Origin of the sequence: Janthinobacterium sp. HH102 (genome assembly GCF_001758625.2) — a bacterium.
GTDB lineage: Bacteria > Pseudomonadota > Gammaproteobacteria > Burkholderiales > Burkholderiaceae_D > Janthinobacterium.
Map to the genome: position 1 here is coordinate 2,541,371 of NZ_CP062062.1, position 22,643 is coordinate 2,564,013.

The following is a 22,643-nucleotide window of genomic DNA, read 5'->3' on the forward strand; positions in this document are numbered from 1 at the left end:
AAGGCGGCCGGGAGGCCGCCTCTCTTGATCAGAAATCGACGGTGGCCGACAGCCACAGACGGCGGCCGTCCAGGCTGTTGACATAGCGGTTTGCGTAGTTCAAGGCCGGTGCGCGGTAAGGCTGGTAGTCGATGAAGTCCTTGTTGAGCAGGTTGTACACGGCCGCGTTCAGGGTTACGCGCTTGCTCAGCTGGTAACTGGTGCCCAGGTGCAGCATGGCGTAGCCCTGGTAGTCGCCCAGCGCAGCCTTGGCGGCGCGCGTGGAAGCCGAGGTGCCCGGATCGCGGAAGCGCTCGCTGCGGTATTCGGCGCGCAGCCAGCCGTTCCACTCGCGCGAAATATCCCAGCTCAGGCGCGCGTTGACGGCGTGCTTGGGCGTGTCGCTCAGCGGCTTGCCCGCATTGCTGCCGCTCTTCTGTTCGCTTTCCGTGTACGTGTAGTTGGCGCTGGCCGACAAGGTCTTGCCCAGCGGGAAGCGCGTGTTCAGCTCGACACCGCGTGTGACGGCCTCATCCACGTTGACCGACTGGCCAAACGCATCGACATTGGGCCAGTTGCCGAAGCTGACGCAGCCGGGACGGTTCGGCGATGGACGGTAGCTGCAGTTGACGAGGCCCGTGCCCGTCGTGATCTTGTCCTTGAATGCGTTGTTGAACAGCGAACCGCTGGCCGTCCAGCCAGCCAGGTTGTCGAAGTAGGCGCCGATTTCCGTTGTCGTGCTCGTTTCCGGCTTCAGGTCCGGGCTGCCGACGAGGGGGATCGTGCCCTGGCCGCCGAAACCGTTGATGCCTGGGGACAATTGCTCCACGCGCGGCGTCTTGTAGCCCTTGCTGACGCCGCCCTTGACGGTCCAGCTCGGTGTCGCGTTCCACACGGCATAGGCGCGGGGGCTGGTCTGGCCGCCGAAGATGCTGTGGTCGTCATAACGGGCGCCGAAGGTCAGCGCGACCTGCTCCAGTACCTGCCATTCGTCTTCCACGAACAGGGCTTTTTGCGTGAACTCGAATTTCTTTGGCGCCACGCCGTCCGTCATGTCCGCTTTCCACCATTGCGCGCCGACGGTCGCCATGTGCTTGCCCAAAGGCATGACCAATTTGGTGTCGAACACCTGGCTTTCCACTTCCAGCGTGCGCGCGCTGCCGGCGACGGCGCCGGGCGTGCCTGGCGGAATCGTGCGGCCCAGGGTTTCCGTCTTGTTCACCATGTAGCTGCTGTCGAGCGTGCCGAAGCCGAAGCGGCCCGTGTGCGACAGGGTCCACTGGTCGCGGTTATATTTTTGTTCCGGGCCGTAGCCGCCTTGCACGGTCTTGGTGCCGAGCTGGCCGTTCGAATTGTCGTAGGTCTGGCGGCCCGCGTCCGCGTCGAGGATGACGGTGTGATAACGGTTCGGCGTTAACGCCAGGCGCGCGCCGAAGTTGGCGATGTCCGCGCGCACGGGATTGGCGCCCATGCTGGCGGGCACCTCCGCGCCGGCCGCGTTGGGGACGCGGATGTCGGCCGCATCGCGGCGCTGCTTGCTGCCGCGCAGGGACAGGCCCAGCAGGTCGGTGGCGATGGGGCCGCTCAGGTAGAAGCGGCCGCTTTTCACGTCGCCGAAGTCCGATTCCTGCTGCGCGGTATAGTCGGCCGAGACGGAACCCATCCACTGCTTGCCCACCTTGCGCGTGATGATGTTGATCACGCCGCCCATGGCGTCCGAGCCGTACAGGGTCGACATGGGGCCGCGGATGATCTCGATGCGCTCGATGGCGGCCAGTGGCGGCATGAAGCTCGTCTGCGTGCCGCCGAAGCCGTTCGGCGTGACGTTGCCGGCCGCATTCTGGCGGCGTCCGTCGATCAGCACCAGGGTGTAGTCGCTGGGCATGCCGCGGATGCTGATGTTCATGCCGCCCGTCTTGTCGCCCGCCGCGCCCACGTCGATGCCTTCCACGCTTTCCAGCGCCTGCGTCAGATTGCCGAAGCGTTCCTTCGACAGCTCCTCGCGCGTCAGCACGGTGATCGAGGCGGGCGCCTGTTTGATGTCCTGCTCGAAACCGGAGGCGGACACGACCACTTCCGGCATGCTGGCCGGCGTGCCCGTCTGGGCGTGAGCCGGCAGGCAGGACAGGGCGGCCAGAGTCAGGGCCAGGGTGGTGGGACGCGGCAGGGGCGCGCGGCGGGTGCGGTTGGACATGCAAACTCCTGAAGGGTGAATGAATAATTGCGCTGTATTAACGAGGGAATGGGAATCATGAAAGCAATAAGAATCATTTACAATTGCGGCCATGGCTACCCAGAAAATATTTCGCTCCGGATCTTGCGCAGAAGTTCTTAAGAGATTCTTAACTGCCGGCCGCGGCGTGCAAACCTGGTCGCTGCGGCGCACCCTGCTGACGGTCCTGCTGGGCCTGACTCTGGCCCTGTGGGTGGGCAGCGCCGCCATCGTGTATGTGGAAGCGCGCCGCGAAAGCCAGGAATTGTTCGACCAGTCGCTGACCGAGACGGGGCATCTGCTGCTGTCGCTGGTGGCAAAGGAGGCGCGCGAACACGGCTTGACGGGGCCCATCGACCTGCCCCTGCGCGGCCAGCACAATCCCCACCAGTATTTGCTGTTCAAGGTGCGCGACGCGCAGCAGCGCGTGCTGTACCGCAACGATGCGGCGTCCGACATCGCCCTGTCGCGCAGCGCGCCCGATGGCCTGTCGTGGACCACGATAGGTGGCCAGCGCTGGCGTCTGTTCTCGCTGTGGGACCCGCAGCGCACTTTGCAACTGCTGGTGGCCGAGCCGACCAGCCACCGCGACGACATCAGCCGCGGCTTCTTTTACCGCGTTGCGCTGTTCGGCCTGCTGCTGGCGGCGCTTGCCACCGTCGCCATCTGGTGGGCCGTCCACCGCGTGTTTCGCGTGCTGCAAGCGTGCGCCGATGAAGTGTCGGCGCGCACGCCCGATGAACTGGCCGACGTCGGGCTCGCTGGCGCGCCGGACGAACTGCATCCGCTGCTGCTGGAAATTAACCGCCTGTTCGGCAGGGTGCGGCACAGCCGCGACAACGAGCAGCGCTTCACGGCCGATGCGGCGCACGAACTGCGCACGCCGCTGGCCGCCATCAAGACGAATCTGCAAGTGCTGCAGCGGGCCCGCAGCGCGGACGAGCGCGAGGAATTCATCGCCGCCCTGGGCGCCAGCGTGGAGCGCGCCACGCGCCTCGTCAACCAGCTGCTGGCGCTGGCCCGGCTCGATCCGCAGGCGCAAGCCCAGGTGGCGCTGGCGCCGGGCGACCTGGCGCAGCTGCTGGCGCAGCAGGCCGCGCAGTGGCAGGCGCTGGCCGCGCCGTACCGGCTGTCGCTGGCTGTGAACGTGGCGCCGGCGCCCTGCGCGCTCGATGCGGACAGCCTGCAGATGCTGTTGCGTAACCTGGTCGACAATGCGCTGCGCTACACGCCGGCGCCGGGCGCCGTCGAGATCAGCTGCGGCGTGGAAGGCGGGCGCAGCTATGTGCGCGTGGCCGATACGGGACCGGGCATCGCGGAAGACATGCATGAGCGCGCGTTCGAACGTTTTGTGCGCCTGGTGCAGGTGGAAAGTGCGACCCAGCTGCCCGGCAGCGGGCTGGGCCTGTCCATCGTGCGCCGCATCGCCGAGCGGCATGGCGCGGCCATCGTCCTGGGCGCCGGCCTGCAGGGCAGGGGGCTGGCGGTGACGCTGGTGTTTCCCGCCGCATAGCGTGGCTGCCGGCTGCGCGATCCGATAGCGATAAAACGCACAAGGCGCGTCCGGAATGCGGTATCTTTCTGTTATGCACAGACCTGACAAGCACCCGCCTTCCGACCTCCCCCCGCTCTCGCTGGCCGCCGCGCGCGCCCTGCACCTGGCCGCGCAGGGCTTGCTGCAGGCGCGGCGTAAAAAAGCCGTGAAGGCTGACGTGCTGGCCGCCATCCGCCGGATGGGCGTGCTGCAGATCGACACCATCCACGTGGTGGCGCGCAGCCCCTACCTGGTGCTGTGGAGCCGGCTGGGCGACTATCCGCAGCCGTGGCTCGAGCAATTGCTGGCCGAGGGCGCGCTGTTCGAATACTGGGCGCATGAAGCGTGCTTCGTCCCCATCGAAGACTATGGCTTGTACCGTCACCGCATGCTGGATCCCGCCGCCATGGGCTGGAAGTATTCCGTCAAATGGATGGCCGAGCAGGGCGACGCCGTCGCTTCGGTGCTCGACCATATCCGCGCCAACGGCGCCGCGCGCTCGGCCGATTTTGAGCGCACGGATGGCCAGGCGGGCGGCTGGTGGAGCTGGAAGCCGGAAAAGCGCTCGCTTGAAGTGCTGTTTACGTCGGGCGTGCTGATGATCGCCAAGCGGCATCAGTTCCAGCGCTATTACGACCTGGCCGAACGGGTGCTGCCTGGCTGGCACGACGGCTTGCTGCCGCCCGAGGACCAGGTGCGCCGCCGTTTGCTGCTGGCCAGCGTGAAGGCGCTGGGCCTGGCGCGGGCCGGCTGGATCAGCGACTATTTCCGCACCAAACAGCCGCGCGCCAGCCTGGCGCACGATCTGCAGGCGCTGGTGGACGAGGGCGCGCTGCTGCGCTGCGCGGTGGCCGGCTGGAGCGACGCCGTCTACGTGCATGCCGAGCATGGGGAGTTGCTGCGCGCGGCCGCCGCCGGCAAGCTGGCGCCCACCTTGACGACGATCCTGTCGCCGTTCGACCCCGTCGTCTGGGACCGGCGCCGCGCGCTGGAACTGTTCGACTTCGACTACCGGCTCGAATGCTACACGCCCGCTGAAAAACGCCGCTATGGCTACTTCACGTTGCCGATCTTGCGGCGCGGCGCGCTCGTGGGACGCCTGGATGCCAAGGCGCACCGCGCTCAGGGGTGCTTCGAGATCAAGTCGCTGGCGCTGGAAGAGGGCGTGCGCGTCAGCCCCCGCCTGGTGCAGGACGTGGCCGGCGCCGTGCGGCGCCTGGCGCTCTGGCATGCCTGCCCGCAGGTCGAGATAGCCCAGGCGCAGCCGGCGTTATTTGGCACGCAGCTGGGCGAGGCCCTGCACGACGGCGGCGCTGCCGCAAGGAGGGCCGCATGATGCTGCCGCCCGCGCCGCCATCCCTGCTCGCCGCCGACGGCCAGCCATGCTTCGGCCGCTACACGGGCCAGCTGAACGCCTTCGACTGGGCCGCGCTGGCGCCGCCGCATGCACGGGGCGCCCTCTGGCGCCTGTTCCACCACAAACGCTGGCATTACGTGGCCCTGTCGACGCCGGCCGTGTTCTGCGGCGTGGCCATCGTCGAGCTGGGCTGGACCAGCACGGCCTTCGCCTATGCCTTCGACCGCCACAAGGGCAAGATCGTGGCCAGTTTTTCGCAGGATGGCATTCCCGGCCTGTGCGCCACGCTGGCGCCGCATGCGGGTGCTTCCAGCCGTTTCCGTTTTTTGTCGCAGAAAATCAGCATCGAGGCGCAGCCGCAGCAGCGCTACCGCTTGCGGCTCGATTGCGGCCATTTCGGCATCGACGCGGAATGCGGCCCGCCCGTGGCGCCCACCTTGCTGGCCATCGGCCCCGTGGGCGAGGGCGGCAGCGTGCATGCGACGCAAAAGTCGGGCGGCCTGCCCTTGTGGGGCAGCGTGCGCTGCGGCGCCGTCGGCTACAGCCTGGACGACGGCGTGGCCAGCTTCGATTATTCGAACGGCTTGCTGGCGCGCGAGACGGAATGGCGCTGGGCTTCGGCGCACAGCCTGGACCTCGGGTTCAACCTGCAGGCCGGCTATTTCGGCGCGCATGAAAACGCGCTGTGGCTCGATGGCCAGCTGCATGCGCTGGGCCGCGCGCATTTCGACTTCAATCCCGACAACCCGCTGGCGCCGTGGCACGTATGGACGGACGACGATCTGCTGGACCTGCACTTCAAGCCGGAAGGGGCGCGGCGCGAGGATAAAAACCTGTGGATCGCCGCCAGCCGCTACATCCAGCCCATCGGCACGTTCAGCGGCTGGGTGCGCACCAGCGCGGACTCGCCCAAGCGCATCGTGGCGCAGCTGGCGGGCGTGACGGAAAGCCACCGCTCGCGCTGGTAGATGCACTATTTTTTTGCGAAACGCGTGACAAGGTCAAGTTTTTTTGGCAACGCATCCTATACACTGGCGCAGCCGCTCCGGCATCCCGCTCCGGCAATCCATGAGGCCAGAACATGAGTATCCGTAATCTCGACAAGCTGTTCAAGCCGGCCTCGGTGGCCCTGATCGGCGCCACGGCGCGCGAACGCAAGCTGGGCGCCATCGCCCTGTACAACCTGCTGGGCGGCGGCTACCAGGGAGAGATTTGGCCCGTCAACCCCAAGTACGACGAGCTGATGGGCCTGAAATGCTATCGCAAGCTGGCGCACCTGCCCAAGGCGCCGGACCTGGCCATCATCTGCACGCCGCCCGCCACTATCACGGCGCTGATCCGCGAACTGGGCGCGCTGGGCACGCGCGCCGCCATCGTCATGACGTCGGGCCTGGACCCCGTGCGCGAGCAGTCGCTGCGCCTGGCCATGCTGAAGGCGGCCAAGCCGCATTTGCTGCGCATCCTCGGCCCCAACAGCATGGGGTTGCTGGTGCCCAAACTGGGCTTGAACGCCAGCTTCGCCCACGTCGGTGCGACGAGCGGCAAGATCGCCTTCGTCTCGCAATCGGGCGCACTGGTGTCGGGCGTGCTCGACTGGGCCAACGCGCATGGCGTGGGCTTTTCCAAATTCATTTCGCTCGGCGCCAGCTACGACATCGATTTCGGCGACCTGCTCGACTACCTGGCCGGCGACATCGACACGGCCGCCATCCTGCTGTACATGGAAGACATCCAGGCGGCGCGCAAATTCATGTCGGCGGCGCGGGCCGCCGCGCGCAGCAAGCCCGTCATCGTGCTGAAGGCGGGGCGCGAGGCGGAAGGCGCGGCCATGGCGGCCTGGCATACGGGCGCGCTGGCCGGCTCCGACGCCGTCTACGACGCGGCCATCCGCCGCGCCGGCATGTTGCGCGTGTATTCGGCCGAAGAGCTGTTCGACGCCGTGGAAACGCTCACGCACATCCGTTCGCAGCGCGGCGAGCGCCTGGCGATTTTGTGCAACGGCGGCGGCCTGGGCGTGATGGCCACCGATGCGCTGGTGAGCAGCGGCGGCAAACTGGCCGAGCTTTCGCCGGACACCGTGATCGCGCTGGAAAAGGCGCTGCCACGCGGGTGGTCGCACGACAACCCCGTCGGCTTGCCCGGCGACGCGGCCGTCCAGCGCTATGCCGACGCCATCAAGCCGCTGCTCGACGAGCCGCAGGCGGACGCCTTGCTGCTGCTGCATGCGCCCACGGCCATGGTCTCGTCGATCGACATCGCCGAAGCCGTCACGCCGCTGATCAAGGCCACCTCGCGCACGGTGCTGTCGTGCCTCCTGGGCGGCACCACCGTGGCGCCCGCGCGCCAGGTTTTCAATCGCGCCGGCATTCCCACCTACGACACGCCGGAAAAGGCCGTGCATGGCTTCATGCAGATCGTGCAGTACCGGCGCAACCAGGAAACCCTGATGCAGGTGCCGGCGCAGCTGCCCATGTCGGCCACGCCGCGCCGCGCGAGGGTGCGCGAAATCGTCGCCGCCGCGCTGGCGGCCGGCCAGACGGTGCTCGGCGAATGCCGCTCGAAGGAGATTCTGGCCGCCTACGGCATTCCCGTCGCGACCACGCGCATGGCGGCCGACGTGGAAGAGGCGCTGGCCGTGGCGGCCGATATCGGCTATCCCGTCGCGCTGAAGATCCATTCGCCCGACATCGCCCACAAATCCGACGTGGGCGGCGTGGCGCTCGACCTCGACACGCCCGACATCCTGCGCACGGCCGCCGCCGCCATGCTCAAGCGCGTGCGCCGCATGCGGCCCGACGCGCTGATCGACGGTTTTACGGTGCAGCAGATGGCGCGCCGGCCGCAATCGCATGAATTGATCGTCGGCGTCACGACGGACGCCGCCTTCGGCCCCGTGATCCTCGTGGGGCAGGGCGGCATCGCCGTGGAAGTGACGGCCGACCACGCGATCGGCCTGCCGCCGCTGAACATGGTGCTGGCGCGCGACATGCTGGCGCGCACGCGCGTGTCGAAATTGCTGGCCGGCTACCGCAACCAGCCGCCGGCCGACATCGACGCCATCTGCTACACGCTGATCCAGGTGGCCGAGCTGGTGGCCGACATCGGCGAGCTGGCCGAACTCGACATCAACCCGCTGGTGGCCGACGCGGACGGCGTGATCGCCCTCGACGCCCGCATCCGCCTGCAGCCGGGCCAGCAGCGCGACCGCCTGGCCATCCGCCCGTATCCGCAGGAGCTGGAAGAGCAGGTGACATGGATGGATCAATCGATCCTGCTGCGCCCCATCCGCCCCGAGGATGCGCCGCAGCACATGGATTTGTTCCACGCGCTGGACCCGGACGACGTGCGCCTGCGCTTTTTTACCTCCATGCGCGAGCTGCCCGTGTCGCAGCTGGCGCGCCTGACGCAGATCGATTACGACCGCGCCATGGCCTTCATCGCCACGCACACGGGGCCGGACGGCAAGCCGGAAACCCTGGGCGTGGTGCGCGCCGTGGCCGACCCGGACAATATCCACGCCGATTTCGCCATCGCCGTGCGTTCGGCCCTGAAGGGCAAGGGCCTGGGCCATATCCTGTTCGAGAAGCTCGTCGACTACTTCCGCAGCCGGGGCACGGAAGCGCTGGTGGGCGAGGCGATGGCGCGCAACAAGGGCATGCAGCGGCTGGTAAAGAGCTTTGGCGGCGAAGTCACGCCATCGGAAGAGCCCGGCGTCGTCAACCTGCATATCGGCTTGCGCGCGCCGTAAAAGAAAGCGCGGCTGGCCCGCTGCGGGTTTGTGCAGGATCAAACCCATCGCTGTCGGTAGTCTTTACACTTTCACTTCCAGGATCAGACATCCAGCGCATTTTCGGGAGTGAGTGCATGCTTACGGCAACATATATATTGGTTTCCCTGTCGGTGGAACAGGCCAGCATCCGCATGAGCCTGCTGGCCTTTCAGAAGTACATGCATGTGCAGCTGCGTCACCAGAGCAGACTCAGCCTGGCGCAGCTGCAGTATGCGGGCGACTGGCTGAGCCGGCTGTACCAGGGCGGCTACTGGCGCAAGGTGGAAATGTATCTGGTGCCCGCCATTCGCCAGGCCGCACCGCATGCCGACGGCTTGCTCAATGAAATCAATGGCTTGAACCACGTGGCGCTGGAAAGCATCAATGCGGTGCAGCAGCGCGCTGGCGCCGCCATCGACCATTCCGAATTGCAGGCCGAGCAGCTGTGCGCGGCCATCGATGCCTTTTGCGCGGCCTTGCTGCAGCGCCTGGAAAAAGAAGAGCGCGAACTGTTCGCGCTGGCGCGCAAGGTCATCGTGGGCGAAGCGTGGTTTGCCATCGCCTACCAGTTCCTCGCCCACGACGCGCGCGCGCAGGAGGCGCGCCGTGGCAAGGCGCAGGTGCTGCCCTTTGTTTTGCCGGCGCCTTTGCCGACATCCTTGCCGGCGCCGGGCGCGCCTGCCACCGGCGGGAAAAACGCCGAGGCCGGCGACGCGTCGGCGCTGCTTGCACCGTCACCGCCGCTGCGCGCGCAGGCTTGAACGGGTAGCGAGCGCACACCCCGGCAGGCCCGCCTGTGCCAGGGTGGTTTTATCGCCGGGCACATGGCGCCGTCATAGGGAAAAGATTCATTTTAGTCATTTGATAACTTGTTCAGCCCTGTCCGATGCAATACCCCGGGCTTTGTTATGATGGTGGTTTTGATCCACGCGAAACCCGTCATGTTCGAATTTCTCTTCAAGCGTTCTGCCAGCAAGACTGCCGTCCCCGATCCTGTCGTGGCAGAACAGGCCGCCGCCTCGGCGCAGAGCGCATCGCGCCGCGCCGAACAGGTTGCGCGTGCCCATGCCGTGGCGGGCGACGAAGCCGCCGCCTGTGAATTCATCGTGTCCAGCGAATTTGCCGATGCCCGCCTGATCGCGGCCGAACACGTCCATAGCTTGCCCCTGCTGGAAAAAGTCCACCACGCCATGCGCAACACGGACCGCCGCGTTGCCAAGCTGATGCAGGGCCGCATCGACCTGATCCGTCATCAGGCGGCCGAGACGCAACGCGCCCAGGCCAGCATCGCCACGGCGCAGCGCCTGTTGAGCGATGACAAGCTGAGCCCGAACCAGGTAGCCGAGCTGGACCGTCAATGGCAAGTCATCAAGGCCACGCCCGAGCTGGAGAGCGCCTTTGCCGCCGCGCGCGCCGCGCTGGCCGCCCGCCTGGAAGCGCAAGTGGTGCTGCAGCGCGCCGTGATCGACACCGTCGCCGCCGTGCGCGCCTTGGCTGCCAGTGGCCAGTCCGCCGGCGAGCTGGCCCAGGCGCTGGCCCGCCTCGACGCGGAACATGCGCAGCATGCGCAATCGCCCGAACGCGCTTCCTTGCCAAAACACCTGGAAACCGATTTCATGCAGGCGCGCGAGCAGGCGCAGTCCGCCTTGCAGGCGCTGCAGCAGCACCAGGCCGTGTTCGACGCGCGCCAGCTTGCTCTGGCCGCATGGCAGGCGCAGGACGCCGCCACGCTCGATGCAGACACCTTGAAACGCGCGTGGCAAGCCTTGCCGCGCCTGCCCGAGTCGCCATTGTCCGACAGCCTGCAGCAGCAATTTGCGGCCCTGCTGGCCAGCGCCCCGGCACCGGTCGTCCCTGCCGCAGCCGTGGACGCGCCAGCGCATGGGGAACCGGCGCCGCGCAAGCCGCGCCAGGAATACGCGCCCGTGTCGAAGGAAGCGACGGAGCAGTTCTTCAAGACGCTCGACGCCATGGAAGCGGCGCTGCAGGATGGCTTGTTGCACGTGGCTTCCGAACATGACAAGACCTTGCGCGATAGCAAGCACGGCCGTTTGACGCCTGCGCAAGCGGATCGCCTGGCCCATGTGCGCGGCGAGTTCAAGCGCCTGGCCGACTGGGCGCGCTGGGGCGGCAATGTGTCGCGCGAGGAACTGGTCAAGGCGGGCGAGGAATTGCCGGCGCAGCAATTGCCGATGACCGAGCTGGCCAAGAAAGTGGGCAGCCTGCGCGAGCGCTGGAAGTCGCTCGACACCTTGTCCGGCCCCGCACCGAAATCGCTGTGGGAGCGTTTCGACGCCGCCTGCAGCGTGGCGTATGCGCCGGCGGCCCAGCATTTCAAGCAACTGGCGGAAGAGCGTCACGGCAATGCGGCCAAGGCCCAGGAACTGATCGCGGAAACGGCGGCCCTGGCGGCCGAAGAGAGTACCGACTGGAAACATGTTGCTTCCGCCTCGCAGCGCTTGCGCCAGGCGTGGACGCGCCTGGGCACCATCGACCGCAAGGAAAAGAAACGCCTGGATACGGAGTTCGGCGCCGCGCTGGACGCCCTGTCCAAGCCGCTGGACACGCAGCGCCAGATCGAGACGGCGCGCCGCGAACAATTGATCGTCGAAGTGGGCCTGCTCAAACCATCGGAGCGCAACACGGTCGACATGCTGAAAGCCTTGCAGGATAAATGGCAGGAACTGGCCAAGGCCCTGCCGCTGGAACGCCGCGCGGAACAGGCGCTGTGGCAGCGTTTCCGTGCCGCCTGCGACGATATCTTCGCCAGGCGCAAGGAAACGGCCCACGCGGCCGACCACGAGCGCCGCGAACACCTGCATGCGCGCGAAGCGCTGTGCGCCGCGCTGGAAACGGCCGTCGTGCCCGAGGGCGACGACAAGGCCCGCAGCGCCTTCATCAACCACTTGCTGCGTGACACGCGCGCCGCCTGGAACGCCACGGGCCCCGTGCCGCGCGCCAGCGAAGCGAAGATCGAGCAGCGCTACCAGGCCGCGGTCGCCGGCGTGCAGGCGCAGGCGGACGCCATCGCCGAACGCGCTGGCGCGGCGCAGGCCAACGCCCTGCGCGACAAGTTGCGCCTGGTGCAATCGCTGGAAGCCGCACTGGCCGATGGCGGTGCCGGCGCCGACGCGCAAGCGTGGAGCGAGCGCTGGAGCGCCTTGCCGCCGCTCGACGCCCAGTACGAACGCAGCCTGCAGCAGCGCTTTGCCGCCGCCCAGGCCGCGCTGGGCGAGGGCAGCGCCGCCTACGTGCAGCAATTGCAGGCCAATCAGGAGCGCCTGCTCGGTGAAGTCCTGCGCCTGGAAATCGTCGCCGGCGTCGACAGCGGCGCCGAATTTGCCCGTGACCGCCTGAAAATGCAGGTGGAAGTGCTGCAATCGTCGCTCAAATCGGGCCAGAAGCCGCTCACGCAAGTGTCGCAGCTGATGCAGCTGTGCGCGATCGCCGCCGTCACCGATGCGCGCACGGCCAGCCGCATCGAAACCCTGCTGCGCCGCATCGGAGGCAACGCGAAATGAGTACATCCGTCCGCATCCAGCACGCCGATTTTGACTTGAGTCAAGAAATCGCACAATTGCGTGCAGGCAACCCCAAGGTGGGCGCCGTCGTCGGCTTCGTCGGCACGGTGCGCGACATGAACGAAGGGCTGGACGTGGCCGCGATGGAGCTCGAGCACTATCCGGGCATGACGGAAAAGTCCATTGCAGCCATCGTGGAGCAGGCGCGGGGCCGCTGGCCCCTGTCCGGCGCACTGGTGATCCACCGCGTGGGGCCCTTGCTGCCGCAGGAGCAGATCGTGCTGGTGGCCGTGTCGTCCGCCCACCGGGGCGAGGCGTTTGCCGCCTGCGAATTCATCATCGACTACCTGAAGACGGAAGCGCCGTTCTGGAAGAAGGAAGACACGCCCGAAGGGGCGCGTTGGGTCGATGCGCGCGACAGCGACGAGACGGCCCTGGACAAGTGGGCCGCAAAAGCAAGCGCCATTTGAAGCGAACGCGCCGCGCACGCTAGCATTTGCCAAAATGCATCAGTTTTCTGCTTTGTGTATGCTTGAAAAGTACTGCCTCACCCCAATTTGGTTAACAACTAATTAACCGGGAGCGCTTTTCATGCGACAAGATAAACTGACTACCAAGTTACAGGAAGCCCTGGCCGACGCGCAAAGCTTGGCCGTGGGCAACGACAATCCCTATATCGAACCAGTCCACCTGCTGACGGCCCTGTTGAACCAGGACGACGGCGGCGCCCGCTCGCTGTTGCAGCGTGCCGGCGTCAACGTGGGCGGCCTGTCCAAGGCCCTGGGCGCGTCCATCGAACGCTTGCCGAAGGTCTCGGGCACGGGCGGCGACGTGCAGGTGAGCCGCGAATTCGTGGCCTTGCTGAACCTGGCCGACAAGGAATCGCAGAAGGCGGGCGATCAGTTCGTGTCCAGCGAAATGGTCTTGCTGGCCATGACGGACGACAAGTCCGACTGCGGCAAGCTGGCGCGCGAAAACGGCCTGACCCGCAAGGCCCTGGAAGCGGCCATCGACGCCGTACGCGGCGGCAACAAGGTCGATTCGCAGGAAGCCGAAGGCCAGCGCGAAGCCTTGAAAAAATACACCTTGGACCTGACGGAGCGGGCGCGCAAGGGCAAGCTCGATCCCGTGATCGGCCGCGACGATGAAATCCGCCGCACCATCCAGATCCTGCAACGCCGCAGCAAGAACAATCCCGTGCTGATCGGCGAACCGGGCGTGGGCAAGACGGCCATCGTCGAAGGCCTGGCGCAGCGCATCGTCAATGGCGAAGTGCCTGAATCGCTGAAAGGCAAGCGCGTGCTGGCGCTGGACATGGCCGCCCTGGTTGCCGGTGCCAAGTTCCGCGGCGAGTTCGAAGAGCGCCTGAAGTCCGTGCTCAAGGAACTGGCCATGGATGAAGGGCAAACCATCGTCTTCATCGACGAGATGCACACCATGGTAGGCGCGGGCAAGGCCGACGGCGCGATGGATGCCGGCAATATGCTCAAACCGGCACTGGCGCGCGGCGAGCTGCACTGCGTGGGCGCCACCACGCTCGACGAATACCGCAAATACATCGAAAAGGATGCCGCGCTGGAACGCCGCTTCCAGAAAGTGCTCGTCGACGAGCCGACCGTGGAGGCGACGATCGCCATCCTGCGCGGCTTGCAGGATAAGTACGCGCTGCATCACAAGGTGGAAATCACGGACGCGGCCATCATTGCCGCGGCGGAATTGTCGCACCGCTACATCACCGACCGCTTCCTGCCCGACAAGGCCATCGACCTGATCGACGAGGCGGCGGCGAAGATCAAGATCGAGATCGATTCGAAGCCGGAAGTGATGGACAAGCTGGAACGCCGCTTGATCCAGCTGAAAATCGAGCGCGAAGCCGTCAAGAAGGAAAAAGACGAAGCATCGCTGCGCCGCCTGGGCCTGATCGAGGAAGAGATCGTCAAGCTGCAGCGCGAATACAATGACTTCGAGGAAATCCTGAAGGCGGAAAAGGCCGTGGTGCAGGGCAGCACGCACATCAAGGAAGAAATCGAGCAAGTCAAGCTGCAGATGGAGCAGGCCACGCGCGAGAGCAACTGGCAGAAAGTGTCGGAGCTGCAGTATGGCAAGCTGCCGCAGCTGGAAGCCCAGCTCAAGCAGGCCGACAGCGGCATCCCGAAACTCGACCCCGACCAGCCGAAATTGCTGCGCACGGAAGTGGGCGCCGAGGAAATCGCCGAAGTGGTGTCGCGCGCGACGGGCATACCCGTATCGCGCATGATGCAGGGCGAGCGCGACAAGCTGCTGCACATCGAAGAGAAGCTGCATGAGCGCGTCGTGGGCCAGGATGAAGCGATTACGGCCGTGGCTGACGCCATCCGCCGCTCGCGCGCCGGCCTCTCCGATCCGAACCGTCCCTATGGTTCCTTCATGTTCCTGGGACCGACGGGCGTGGGCAAGACCGAGCTGAGCAAGGCGCTGGCGACCTTCCTGTTCGATACGGAAGAATCGATGATCCGCATCGACATGAGCGAGTTCATGGAGAAGCATTCCGTGGCCCGTCTGATCGGCGCGCCGCCCGGCTACGTGGGCTACGACGAAGGCGGCTACCTGACGGAAGCCGTGCGCCGCAAGCCGTACAGCGTGATCCTGCTCGACGAAGTGGAAAAAGCGCATGCCGACGTCTTCAACGTGCTGCTGCAAGTGCTCGACGATGGACGCATGACGGACGGCCAGGGCCGCACGGTGGACTTCAAGAATACCGTCATCATCATGACCTCGAACCTGGGTTCGCATAAAATCCAGGCGATGGAAAGCGATGATCCCGGTGTCGTGAAGCTGGCCGTGATGGCCGAGGTACGCTCGCACTTCCGTCCCGAGTTCGTCAACCGTATCGACGAAATTGTCGTGTTCCACGGCCTCGACGAGAAAAACATCGGCGCGATCGCGAAGATCCAGCTGAAGATCCTCGAAGAACGCCTGGCGCGCATGGACATGCAGCTGAGCCTGACGGACGCCGCGCTGCAGCAGATCGCCGAAGCGGGCTACGATCCGGTGTATGGCGCCCGTCCGTTGAAACGGGCGATCCAGCAGCAGATCGAAAATCCGCTGTCGAAGCTGATCCTCGAAGGCCGCTTCGGCCCGAAAGACGAGATCCGCATCGACGCCCAGAACGGCAACCTGGTGTTTACAGGGGCGCAGGTGGGGCTGGACAAGGTGTAATGTTGGCTGGTCAGTCCCTGCGGGATTGGAAGCTACCCCATTGGGGCAGCTTCCCCCGTCGGGTCTGACCCCAGTTTTACGGCATTTGCAGTGAGGAAGATGTGCGACGATTTGCGACGTCTAACAAAACCGTAGCGAGCGGCAGTGATTTGTGGCAGAGAAGCGCAACCGTACTCTAGTACGGTGAGCATCGCAGGCCGCAAAGCGCGACGCGCAGTAGGTTTTGTTAGACGTCCTCAGGCAGGGCGGTATCAGGCTAGACCTGATGCCGCCCTTCTTGCTATCATCGTCACTATTTTCTGACTAATTTTCGGAGGCGGTACGATGGCAAACACATGGCAAGCAGGACGGCGCATTGGACTGGGACTGACCTTGGCGGCGGCCGTGCTGGCCTTGTCTGGCCAAGCGCAGGCCCAGGAAGAGAAGGTCCTGAACATCTACAACTGGTCCGACTATATCGGCGACGATACGATCAAGAATTTTGAGAAGGAAACGGGCATCAAGGTACGCTACGACGTTTTCGACAATAACGAAATCCTCAATGCGAAACTGGTGGCGGGCAAGTCCGGCTACGACATCGTCGTGCCGACGGCCCAGTGGGCGCGCCTGCAGATCGACGCGGGCCTGCTGCGCAAGCTCGACAAGAGCAAGCTGACCAACCTGGGCAACCTCGATCCGAACCTGCAGGCGAAATTGTCGAAGATCGACCCGAACAACGACTATCTGGTCGACTGGCTGTGGGGCTACACGACGGTGGGCATCAACGTCAACAAGGTCAAGGCCGCGCTGGGCGGCATGCCCATGCCCGACAATGCCTGGGATTTGATCTTCGATCCGAAATACGCGGCCAAGCTGAAATCGTGCGGCGTGTCCTTCCTCGACTCGCCGTCGGAAGTGCTGCCGGCCGCCCTGCAATACCTGGGCAAGCCCGCCTACTCGAAAACGGCCGCCGACTACCAGGAAGCGGGCAAGGTGCTGCAGGCGATCCGCCCCTACGTAACCTTGTTCAGCTCCTCAGGCTACATCAATGACATGGCCAACGGTTCCGTCTGCGTGGCGCTGGGCTGGTCGGGCGACATCAATATCGCGCGCCAGCGCGCCATCGACGCGAAGAATGGCAACGTGATCCAGGTGCTGGTGCCGAAGACGGCCGCCCTGATGTTCGACACCATGGCCATTCCCGCCGACGCGCCGCACCCGAACAATGCGCACCTGTTCATCAACTACATCCTGCGTCCGCAAGTGCATGCCAGCCTGAGCAACAAGGTCTTCTACGCGAATCCGAATCCGGCCAGCATCAAATATGTACGCAAGGACATCGGCGAGAACAAGGCCATCTTCCTGTCGGACGCCGACAAGCAGCGCATGGCGGCGCCGGAAGCGACCACGGCCGATATCCGCCGCTTGATGACGCGCATTTATACGAAGTTCAAGACGGGAGTGTAATACGGGAGCGTAAAAACAAGGATGGCGCGAGAGACGGGCCTGTTGGCCGTCGCTGGCGCCATGCGATAGTGCCGAGGTGAACGCTACTCGTGATAGCGGTCCATCAGCTTATGGTGGCTGCCGCGCATTTCTTCGACCAGTTCAAAGGCGACAAAGCCGATGATGGCGGCGAAGATGGCGATGAAGAGAAAAACGAGGAAGGTGATTAACATGGTCTTTCAGCCGCCGTTGGACGGCCGTCCGCTGGGTTGCTCAATGTGCCGGAGCAGCGCTCCAGCACGTAGTTGATGCAATTAAACTCTAGCAGATCGGCAGCGCTTTACAAGGCTGCTGAGTTGTGAACTCCACCAGTATTTGTCCCAGCGCACTTTTTGCGCATTTCAATCTGGGGTCAGACCCGGCGGGTCTGACCCCGTGGCCTATTTCACGACCAGATCATGCGCCATCACGGCCTTCAAATAGACGCTGACGGGGTCTCCTGGCTCGGGCTGGGAGAACCTGTCCATCCTGCGCTGGCCTTGCGCATTTCTCTGTTTCAGTATTTTATTTCACCACCAGATCATGCGCCATCAAGGCTTTCAAATAGACACTGACGGGGTCACCTGGCTCGCGCTGGGAGAACCTGTCCATCCTGCGCTGGCCTTGCGCATTTCCCTGTTTTACTATTTCACCACCAAATCATGCGCCATCACGGCCTTCAAATAGACGCTGACGGGGTCACCTGGTTCGCGCTGGGAGAACCTGTCCATCCTGCGCTGGCCTTGCGCATTTCTCTGTTTTAGTATTTTATTTCACCACCAGATCATGCGCCATCACGGCCTTCAAATAGACACTGACGGGGTCGCCTGGCTCGCGCTGGGAGAACCTGTCCATCCTGCGCTGGCCTTGCGCATTTCTCTGTTTCAGTATTTTATTTCACCACCAGATCATGCGCCATCACGGCCTTGGGATAGACGCTGACAGGGTCACCTGGCTCGCGCTGGGAGAACCTGTCCATCCTGCGCTGGCCTTGCGCATTTCCCTGTTTTACTATTTCACCACCAGATCATGCGCCATCACGGCTTTCAAATAGACGCTGACGGGGTCGCCTGGCTCGGGCTGGGAGAACCTGGCCATCCTGCGCTGGCCTTGCGCATTTCCCTGTTTTACTATTTCACCACAAGATCATGCGCCATCACGGCCTTCAAATAGACACTGACGGGGTCGCCTGGCTCGGGCTGGGAGAACCTGTCCATCCTGCGCTGGCCTTGCGCATTTCCCTGTTTTACTATTTCACCACCAGATCATGCGCCATCACGGCTTTCAATAGACACTGACGGGGTCACCTGATTCGCGCTGGGAGAACCTGTCCATCCTGCGCTGGCCTTGCGCATTTCCCTGCTTCAGTATTTTATTTCACCACCAGATCATGCGCCATCACGGCCTTCAAATAGACGCTGACGGGGTCGCCTGGCTCGCGCTGGGAGAACCACCACGCGCTGGCCTTGCGCATTTCCCATTCCTGCTCCTCGCCCGTCAGCAGCAGGGCGGCCGCCTGGCCCAGGGTGGGTTGGTGGCCGACGATGAGCACGGTTTCCTTGCCGCCGGGCCAGTTGGCCGCCTTCAGGATGTCTTCCGCCTCGGCGCCGGGTGCCAGTTCCGGCATCAGCTTGAATTTGCGCCCCAGCGCCTCCGCCGTTTGCAGGGTGCGCAGGGCGGGGCTGACGAGGATGCGGCAATTTTCCGGTAGTTGCGAGGCCAGCCATTCCCCCATGCGGCGCGCCTGTTTCTGGCCTTTGACGGTCAGGGCGCGTTCGAGGTCGGGGAGGCCCGGCTCGGCTTCTGCGTGTCGCCACAAGATGAGATCCATGCTGTACTCCTGTGTGTAGAGTTGCCTATTCGCCGACCTCCGCGCCCGGCGTGCCCAGTGTGTGCATCAGGTATTGCTGGGCGCTGAACGGCATCTGCTTGCCGCGCGGCTTGCGGCGCGCATAATGGCCCGTTGGCTCCAGCTCCCATGCATTGGTATTATCCTTCAAATATGGGTTCAAGCCCTCGGCGATCACGCGCCGTTTCAGCGCCCGGTCCAGCACGGGGAAGGCCACTTCCACCCTGCGGAACAGGTTGCGGCTCATCCAGTCGGCGCTGGCCAGGTAGACATCGTGCGCCAGGTCGTTGCGGAAATAGTAAATGCGGCTGTGCTCGAGGAAGCGGCCGATCACGGAGCGCACCTTGATGTTTTCCGACAAGCCCGGCACGCCCGGCTTCAGGGTGCAGGCTCCGCGCACGATCAGGTCGATCTTCACGCCATCGGTCGAGGCAGCATACAGGGCGCGGATCACGGATTCATCGACGAGCGCGTTGACTTTCACGATGATGCGACCGCGCCGGCCTGAACGGGCGATCTTCGCCTCGTTGCGGATGGCCTTGATGATTTCGCTTTGCAGGCCGAACGGCGCCAGCCACAAATGGTTCAGATTGTGCGGCTTGGTCAGGCTGGTCAGGTGGATGAAGACTTCGTTCACTTCCACAGCCAGGTCCTGGTTCGCCGTCAGCAAGCCGAAATCCGTGTACAGCTTGGTGGTCGTGGGGTGGTAGTTGCCGGTGCCCAAGTGGGCGTAGAAGCGCAGCGCGCCTTCTTCGCGGCGGATGACGAGCGCCACCTTGGCATGGGTTTTCAGGCCCACCACGCCGTACACGACTTGCGCGCCCGCCTGTTCCAGCTTGTCGGCCCAGTTGATATTGGCTTCTTCGTCGAAACGCGCCATCAATTCCACGATGACTGTTACCTCTTTGCCCATCTTCGCCGCCGTGATCAAGGACTCCATCAGGTCCGAGTTCATGCCCGTGCGGTAGATCGTCTGCTTGATGGCGACGACGGACGGATCGTAGGCGGCGCTGCGGATGAAGTCGATCACCGTCTGGAACGATTGATACGGGTGGTGCAGCAGGATGTCATGCTTGGTCAGCGCGGCAAAGATGTCGTTGCCGATGGCCTTGTGCGCGAGGCCGGGGAAGAACGGCGGGAAGCGCAGCTCGGGCTGTTTGACGTGGTCGATCATTTCCGACAGACGCACGAGGTTCACGGGGCCGTTGACGCGGTAGAGGCGGCTTTGATCCAGATTAAACTGGTCGAGCAGGAACTGTGATAATTCTGGCGGGCAATTACGCGCCACTTCCAGGCGCACCGAGGTGCCGAACTGGCGCCCCACGAGTTCGCCTTTTAACGCCTGGCGCAGATTCTTGACTTCGTCCTCGTCCACCCACAGGTCGCTGTCGCGCGTGACGCGAAATTGCGAATAGGCAATTACTTCGCGCCCGGCGAACAAATCCGAGATATGCGCATGAATCACGGAAGACAACAGGCAGAAGGACACGCCGTCGCCGGAAATGTCGTCCGGGAGCTTGATGACGCGCGGCAAGACACGGGGCGCCTTGACGATGGCGATGGCCGTGCCGCGGCCGAACGCATCCTTGCCGCTCAGCGAGACGATGAAATTGAGACTTTTATTCACCACTTGCGGGAACGGGTGGGCCGGGTCCAGGCCGATAGGGGTCAGCAGGGGGCGCACTTCACGGTCGAAATACTGCTTGACCCAAGCGCGCTGCGCATCGTTGCGGTCGTTGTCGCGCAGCAAATGCACGCCCGCTTCGCGCAGGGCCGGCAAGACTTCGCTATTTAATATCTCGTACTGGCGTTCCACCAGCGCATGGCATTCCTTGCCGATGCGCTCCAGATTGGCCGCCAGGGCAGGGTGGCCGGCCAGCGAACCGCCGATGCTGCCGGCCGCCAGCAGGCTGGCCACGCGCACTTCGAAGAACTCATCCATGTTGCTGCTGACGATGCACAGGTAGCGCAGGCGCTCGAGCAGCGGAATGTTCGGGTCTTCCGCCTGGGCCATCACGCGCCGGTTGAAAGTCAGTTGCGACAGTTCGCGGTCAAGCAGGATGCCCGATTTGGTCACTTCCGTGTGCAGTTCAGGTTTCATATTCTTTTGTCTTTGCAGATAGTTAATTCTAGCCGTATTTCATCCGTATTTCATCGCGTATGACGCGTTGTGAGTGTAATCATGAAATATGACGTAAGCGTGACATAAGCTGTCATAAAGCGTCGCCCGTCCTGTCATTTTTCGCGCCGAAAAGGGCGGTTCCCGGGGCGTAGCCAATTATTTCAGGATTTTTTACCCATGTCATAAAGCTGTCATATTCGCTTGCTAGACTGCGCAGCATTCAACCGGGACTTTGTGCCCTAACAACCCTGAGGACTTGATATGCAAATGAAGCAAATGTTCAAATTTATCGTCGTGGGTGCTTCGGCAGCGATGGCATTTTCTTCCGCTTCCGTCATGGCGGCAGATATGACAGGTGCTGGTGCAACCTTCCCGTACCCGATTTACGCCAAATGGGCTGAAACGTACAAAGCCAACACGGGCAACGGCCTGAACTACCAGTCCGTCGGTTCCGGCGCCGGCATCAAGCAAATCAAGGCCAAGACTGTTGAATTCGGCGCTTCGGACATGCCTTTGAAGGCGGAAGAGCTGGAAGAAGCGGGCCTGATGCAGTTCCCGGCCATCATGGGCGGCGTGGTCACCATCGTCAACCTCGACGGCGTGACCCCAGGCCAGCTGAAAATGACGGGTAAAGTCGTTGGCGACATCTACTTGGGCAAGATCACCAAGTGGAGCGCGCCTGAAATCGCCGCACTGAACAGTGGCGTCAAGCTGCCGGACACGGAAATCACCGTGGTGCACCGCGCCGACGGTTCGGGCACCTCGTTCCTGTTCACCGACTTCCTGTCGAAAACCAATCCGGAATTCAAATCGAAAATCGGCGCTGGCTCGGCCGTGAAATGGGCCGTGGGCGTGGGCGGCAAGGGTAACGAAGGCGTCGCCGCCAACGTACAGCGCATCAAGGGTTCGATCGGCTACGTCGAGTGGGCTTACGCCAAGAAAAACAAGATGTCGCACACCCAGCTGCAAAACAAGGACGGCAACTTCCTGCAGCCTGACGACGAAAACTTCAAGGCCGCCGCCGCTTCGGCACCCTGGACGCAAACCCCAGGCTTCGGCGTGGTCCTGACCGACCAGGCTGGCAAGAACAGCTGGCCTATCACGGGCGTGTCGTTCATCCTGATGCACAAAGTTCAGGCTGACCCAGCCAAGGCAAAAGAAGTCCTGAAATTCTTCGACTGGGCCTACAAGAACGGCGGCCCTGCTGCCGTCGAACTGGACTACGTGCCGATGCCGGCATCGGTCGTGAAACTGGTGCAGGAATCGTGGAAAGCCAATTTGAAAGATGCATCGGGCAAGTCGATCTACTAATCGCATAGCCTGAGTCATTCATCCTTGCCCCGCCGGCAGTATGGCGGGGCAGGGAGTTAGCCAGGACCGCCCGCAAGCCCTTGCAGACGGTCCTGGCTAAAAGAATAAAAGTAGCTGAAAGAATAAAAGCAACGACGCCTGACAAAACCGTAGCGAGCGGAAGGGAGTTGCGGTCGAGAAGCGCAACTGTACAAAGGTACAGTGAGCATCGCAGGCCGTAAATCCCGATGCGCAGTAGGTTTTGACAGGCGTATTAAAACAGCAGCACCGGCAGTACCACCCACATCTGGCACAATATGAGCGCACAATCTACCTCCTCCACGATTC

Annotated in this window: 14 protein-coding genes; 10 read left to right on the forward strand and 4 right to left on the reverse strand. The window is 63.8% G+C overall.

The genetic code is table 11. The annotated features are described in order from the left end of the window. Window positions 1-28 precede the first annotated feature (28 nt). Window positions 29-2,173, reverse strand: coding sequence for a TonB-dependent receptor (locus tag JAB4_RS11595; protein ID WP_070221400.1), 2,145 nt, complete (start codon window positions 2,171-2,173; stop codon window positions 29-31). A gap of 166 nt (window positions 2,174-2,339) precedes the next feature. Here JAB4_RS11595 and JAB4_RS11600 point away from each other — a divergent pair, with 166 nt between their 5' ends. The 9 genes from JAB4_RS11600 (at window position 2,340) to JAB4_RS11640 (ending at window position 17,016) form a co-directional block, all read left to right on the forward strand. Continuing rightward, a complete protein-coding gene (locus JAB4_RS11600) occupies window positions 2,340-3,704 on the forward strand; it encodes an ATP-binding protein (RefSeq protein WP_070221399.1) in 1,365 nt (454 codons plus the stop codon). A gap of 73 nt (window positions 3,705-3,777) precedes the next feature. Beyond that, window positions 3,778-5,061 carry a crosslink repair DNA glycosylase YcaQ family protein gene (locus JAB4_RS11605; RefSeq protein WP_070221398.1) on the forward strand — a complete coding sequence of 428 codons (1,284 nt, stop codon included), beginning with the start codon at window positions 3,778-3,780 and terminating at the stop codon, window positions 5,059-5,061. Next, complete coding sequence (locus JAB4_RS11610) at window positions 5,058-6,050, forward strand: DUF2804 domain-containing protein (protein ID WP_070221397.1); 993 nt, start codon at window positions 5,058-5,060, stop codon at window positions 6,048-6,050. The genes JAB4_RS11605 and JAB4_RS11610 overlap by 4 nt, the downstream gene beginning before the upstream one ends. A 113-nt stretch (window positions 6,051-6,163) precedes the next feature. Continuing rightward, window positions 6,164-8,830, forward strand: coding sequence for a bifunctional acetate--CoA ligase family protein/GNAT family N-acetyltransferase (locus JAB4_RS11615; RefSeq protein WP_070221396.1), 2,667 nt, complete (start codon window positions 6,164-6,166; stop codon window positions 8,828-8,830). Window positions 8,831-8,946: 116 nt separating this feature from the next. After that, on the forward strand, window positions 8,947-9,612 hold the full coding sequence (locus JAB4_RS11620; RefSeq protein WP_139143854.1) for a hypothetical protein: 666 nt from the start codon (window positions 8,947-8,949) through the stop codon (window positions 9,610-9,612). A gap of 180 nt (window positions 9,613-9,792) precedes the next feature. Further along, window positions 9,793-12,372 (forward strand): DUF349 domain-containing protein, encoded by a 2,580-nt coding sequence (locus JAB4_RS11625; RefSeq protein ID WP_070221404.1) that lies wholly within the window; start codon window positions 9,793-9,795, stop codon window positions 12,370-12,372. Then, complete coding sequence (moaE, locus tag JAB4_RS11630) at window positions 12,369-12,842, forward strand: molybdopterin synthase catalytic subunit MoaE (protein WP_070221394.1); 474 nt, start codon at window positions 12,369-12,371, stop codon at window positions 12,840-12,842. Before JAB4_RS11625 ends, moaE begins: the two co-directional genes overlap by 4 nt. A 121-nt stretch (window positions 12,843-12,963) precedes the next feature. Continuing rightward, complete coding sequence (gene clpB, locus JAB4_RS11635) at window positions 12,964-15,570, forward strand: ATP-dependent chaperone ClpB (RefSeq protein WP_070221393.1); 2,607 nt, start codon at window positions 12,964-12,966, stop codon at window positions 15,568-15,570. A gap of 324 nt (window positions 15,571-15,894) precedes the next feature. Next, entirely contained in the window at window positions 15,895-17,016 is a 1,122-nt protein-coding gene (locus tag JAB4_RS11640) for a polyamine ABC transporter substrate-binding protein (protein WP_070221392.1), read from the forward strand. 83 nt (window positions 17,017-17,099) lie between these two features. Here JAB4_RS11640 and JAB4_RS30925 read toward each other — a convergent pair whose 3' ends face one another. From JAB4_RS30925 to ppk1, 3 genes are all read right to left on the reverse strand, one after another. Beyond that, complete coding sequence (locus JAB4_RS30925) at window positions 17,100-17,228, reverse strand: hypothetical protein (RefSeq protein WP_256267160.1); 129 nt, start codon at window positions 17,226-17,228, stop codon at window positions 17,100-17,102. A 1,178-nt stretch (window positions 17,229-18,406) separates the two neighbouring features. Beyond that, entirely contained in the window at window positions 18,407-18,865 is a 459-nt protein-coding gene (gene sixA, locus JAB4_RS11645; RefSeq protein ID WP_070290771.1) for a phosphohistidine phosphatase SixA, read from the reverse strand. A 25-nt stretch (window positions 18,866-18,890) separates the two neighbouring features. Continuing rightward, a complete protein-coding gene (gene ppk1, locus JAB4_RS11650) occupies window positions 18,891-20,984 on the reverse strand; it encodes a polyphosphate kinase 1 (RefSeq protein ID WP_070218042.1) in 2,094 nt (697 codons plus the stop codon). Window positions 20,985-21,266: 282 nt separating this feature from the next. Between ppk1 and pstS the strand changes: the two genes are divergently transcribed. Next, the gene (gene pstS / locus JAB4_RS11655; RefSeq protein ID WP_070218044.1) at window positions 21,267-22,316 is read left to right on the forward strand and encodes a phosphate ABC transporter substrate-binding protein PstS; all 1,050 of its coding nucleotides are present in this window, start codon (window positions 21,267-21,269) and stop codon (window positions 22,314-22,316) included. Window positions 22,317-22,643: the final 327 nt, after the last annotated feature.

Excerpts from the sequence above, each read along its gene's own strand:
- JAB4_RS11595 (WP_070221400.1), bottom strand. The coding sequence starts at position 2,173 with ATGTCCAACCGCACCCGCCGCGCGCCCCTGCCGCGTCCCACCACCCTG.
- JAB4_RS11605 (WP_070221398.1), top strand. The coding sequence starts at position 3,778 with ATGCACAGACCTGACAAGCACCCGCCTTCCGACCTCCCCCCGCTCTCG.
- JAB4_RS11610 (WP_070221397.1), top strand. The coding sequence starts at position 5,058 with ATGATGCTGCCGCCCGCGCCGCCATCCCTGCTCGCCGCCGACGGCCAG.
- JAB4_RS11615 (WP_070221396.1), top strand. The coding sequence starts at position 6,164 with ATGAGTATCCGTAATCTCGACAAGCTGTTCAAGCCGGCCTCGGTGGCC.
- JAB4_RS11620 (WP_139143854.1), top strand. The coding sequence starts at position 8,947 with ATGCTTACGGCAACATATATATTGGTTTCCCTGTCGGTGGAACAGGCC.
- JAB4_RS11625 (WP_070221404.1), top strand. The coding sequence starts at position 9,793 with ATGTTCGAATTTCTCTTCAAGCGTTCTGCCAGCAAGACTGCCGTCCCC.
- moaE (WP_070221394.1), top strand. The coding sequence starts at position 12,369 with ATGAGTACATCCGTCCGCATCCAGCACGCCGATTTTGACTTGAGTCAA.
- clpB (WP_070221393.1), top strand. The coding sequence starts at position 12,964 with ATGCGACAAGATAAACTGACTACCAAGTTACAGGAAGCCCTGGCCGAC.
- JAB4_RS11640 (WP_070221392.1), top strand. The coding sequence starts at position 15,895 with ATGGCAAACACATGGCAAGCAGGACGGCGCATTGGACTGGGACTGACC.
- JAB4_RS30925 (WP_256267160.1), bottom strand. The coding sequence starts at position 17,228 with ATGTTAATCACCTTCCTCGTTTTTCTCTTCATCGCCATCTTCGCCGCC.
- sixA (WP_070290771.1), bottom strand. The coding sequence starts at position 18,865 with ATGGATCTCATCTTGTGGCGACACGCAGAAGCCGAGCCGGGCCTCCCC.
- ppk1 (WP_070218042.1), bottom strand. The coding sequence starts at position 20,984 with ATGAAACCTGAACTGCACACGGAAGTGACCAAATCGGGCATCCTGCTT.
- pstS (WP_070218044.1), top strand. The coding sequence starts at position 21,267 with ATGCAAATGAAGCAAATGTTCAAATTTATCGTCGTGGGTGCTTCGGCA.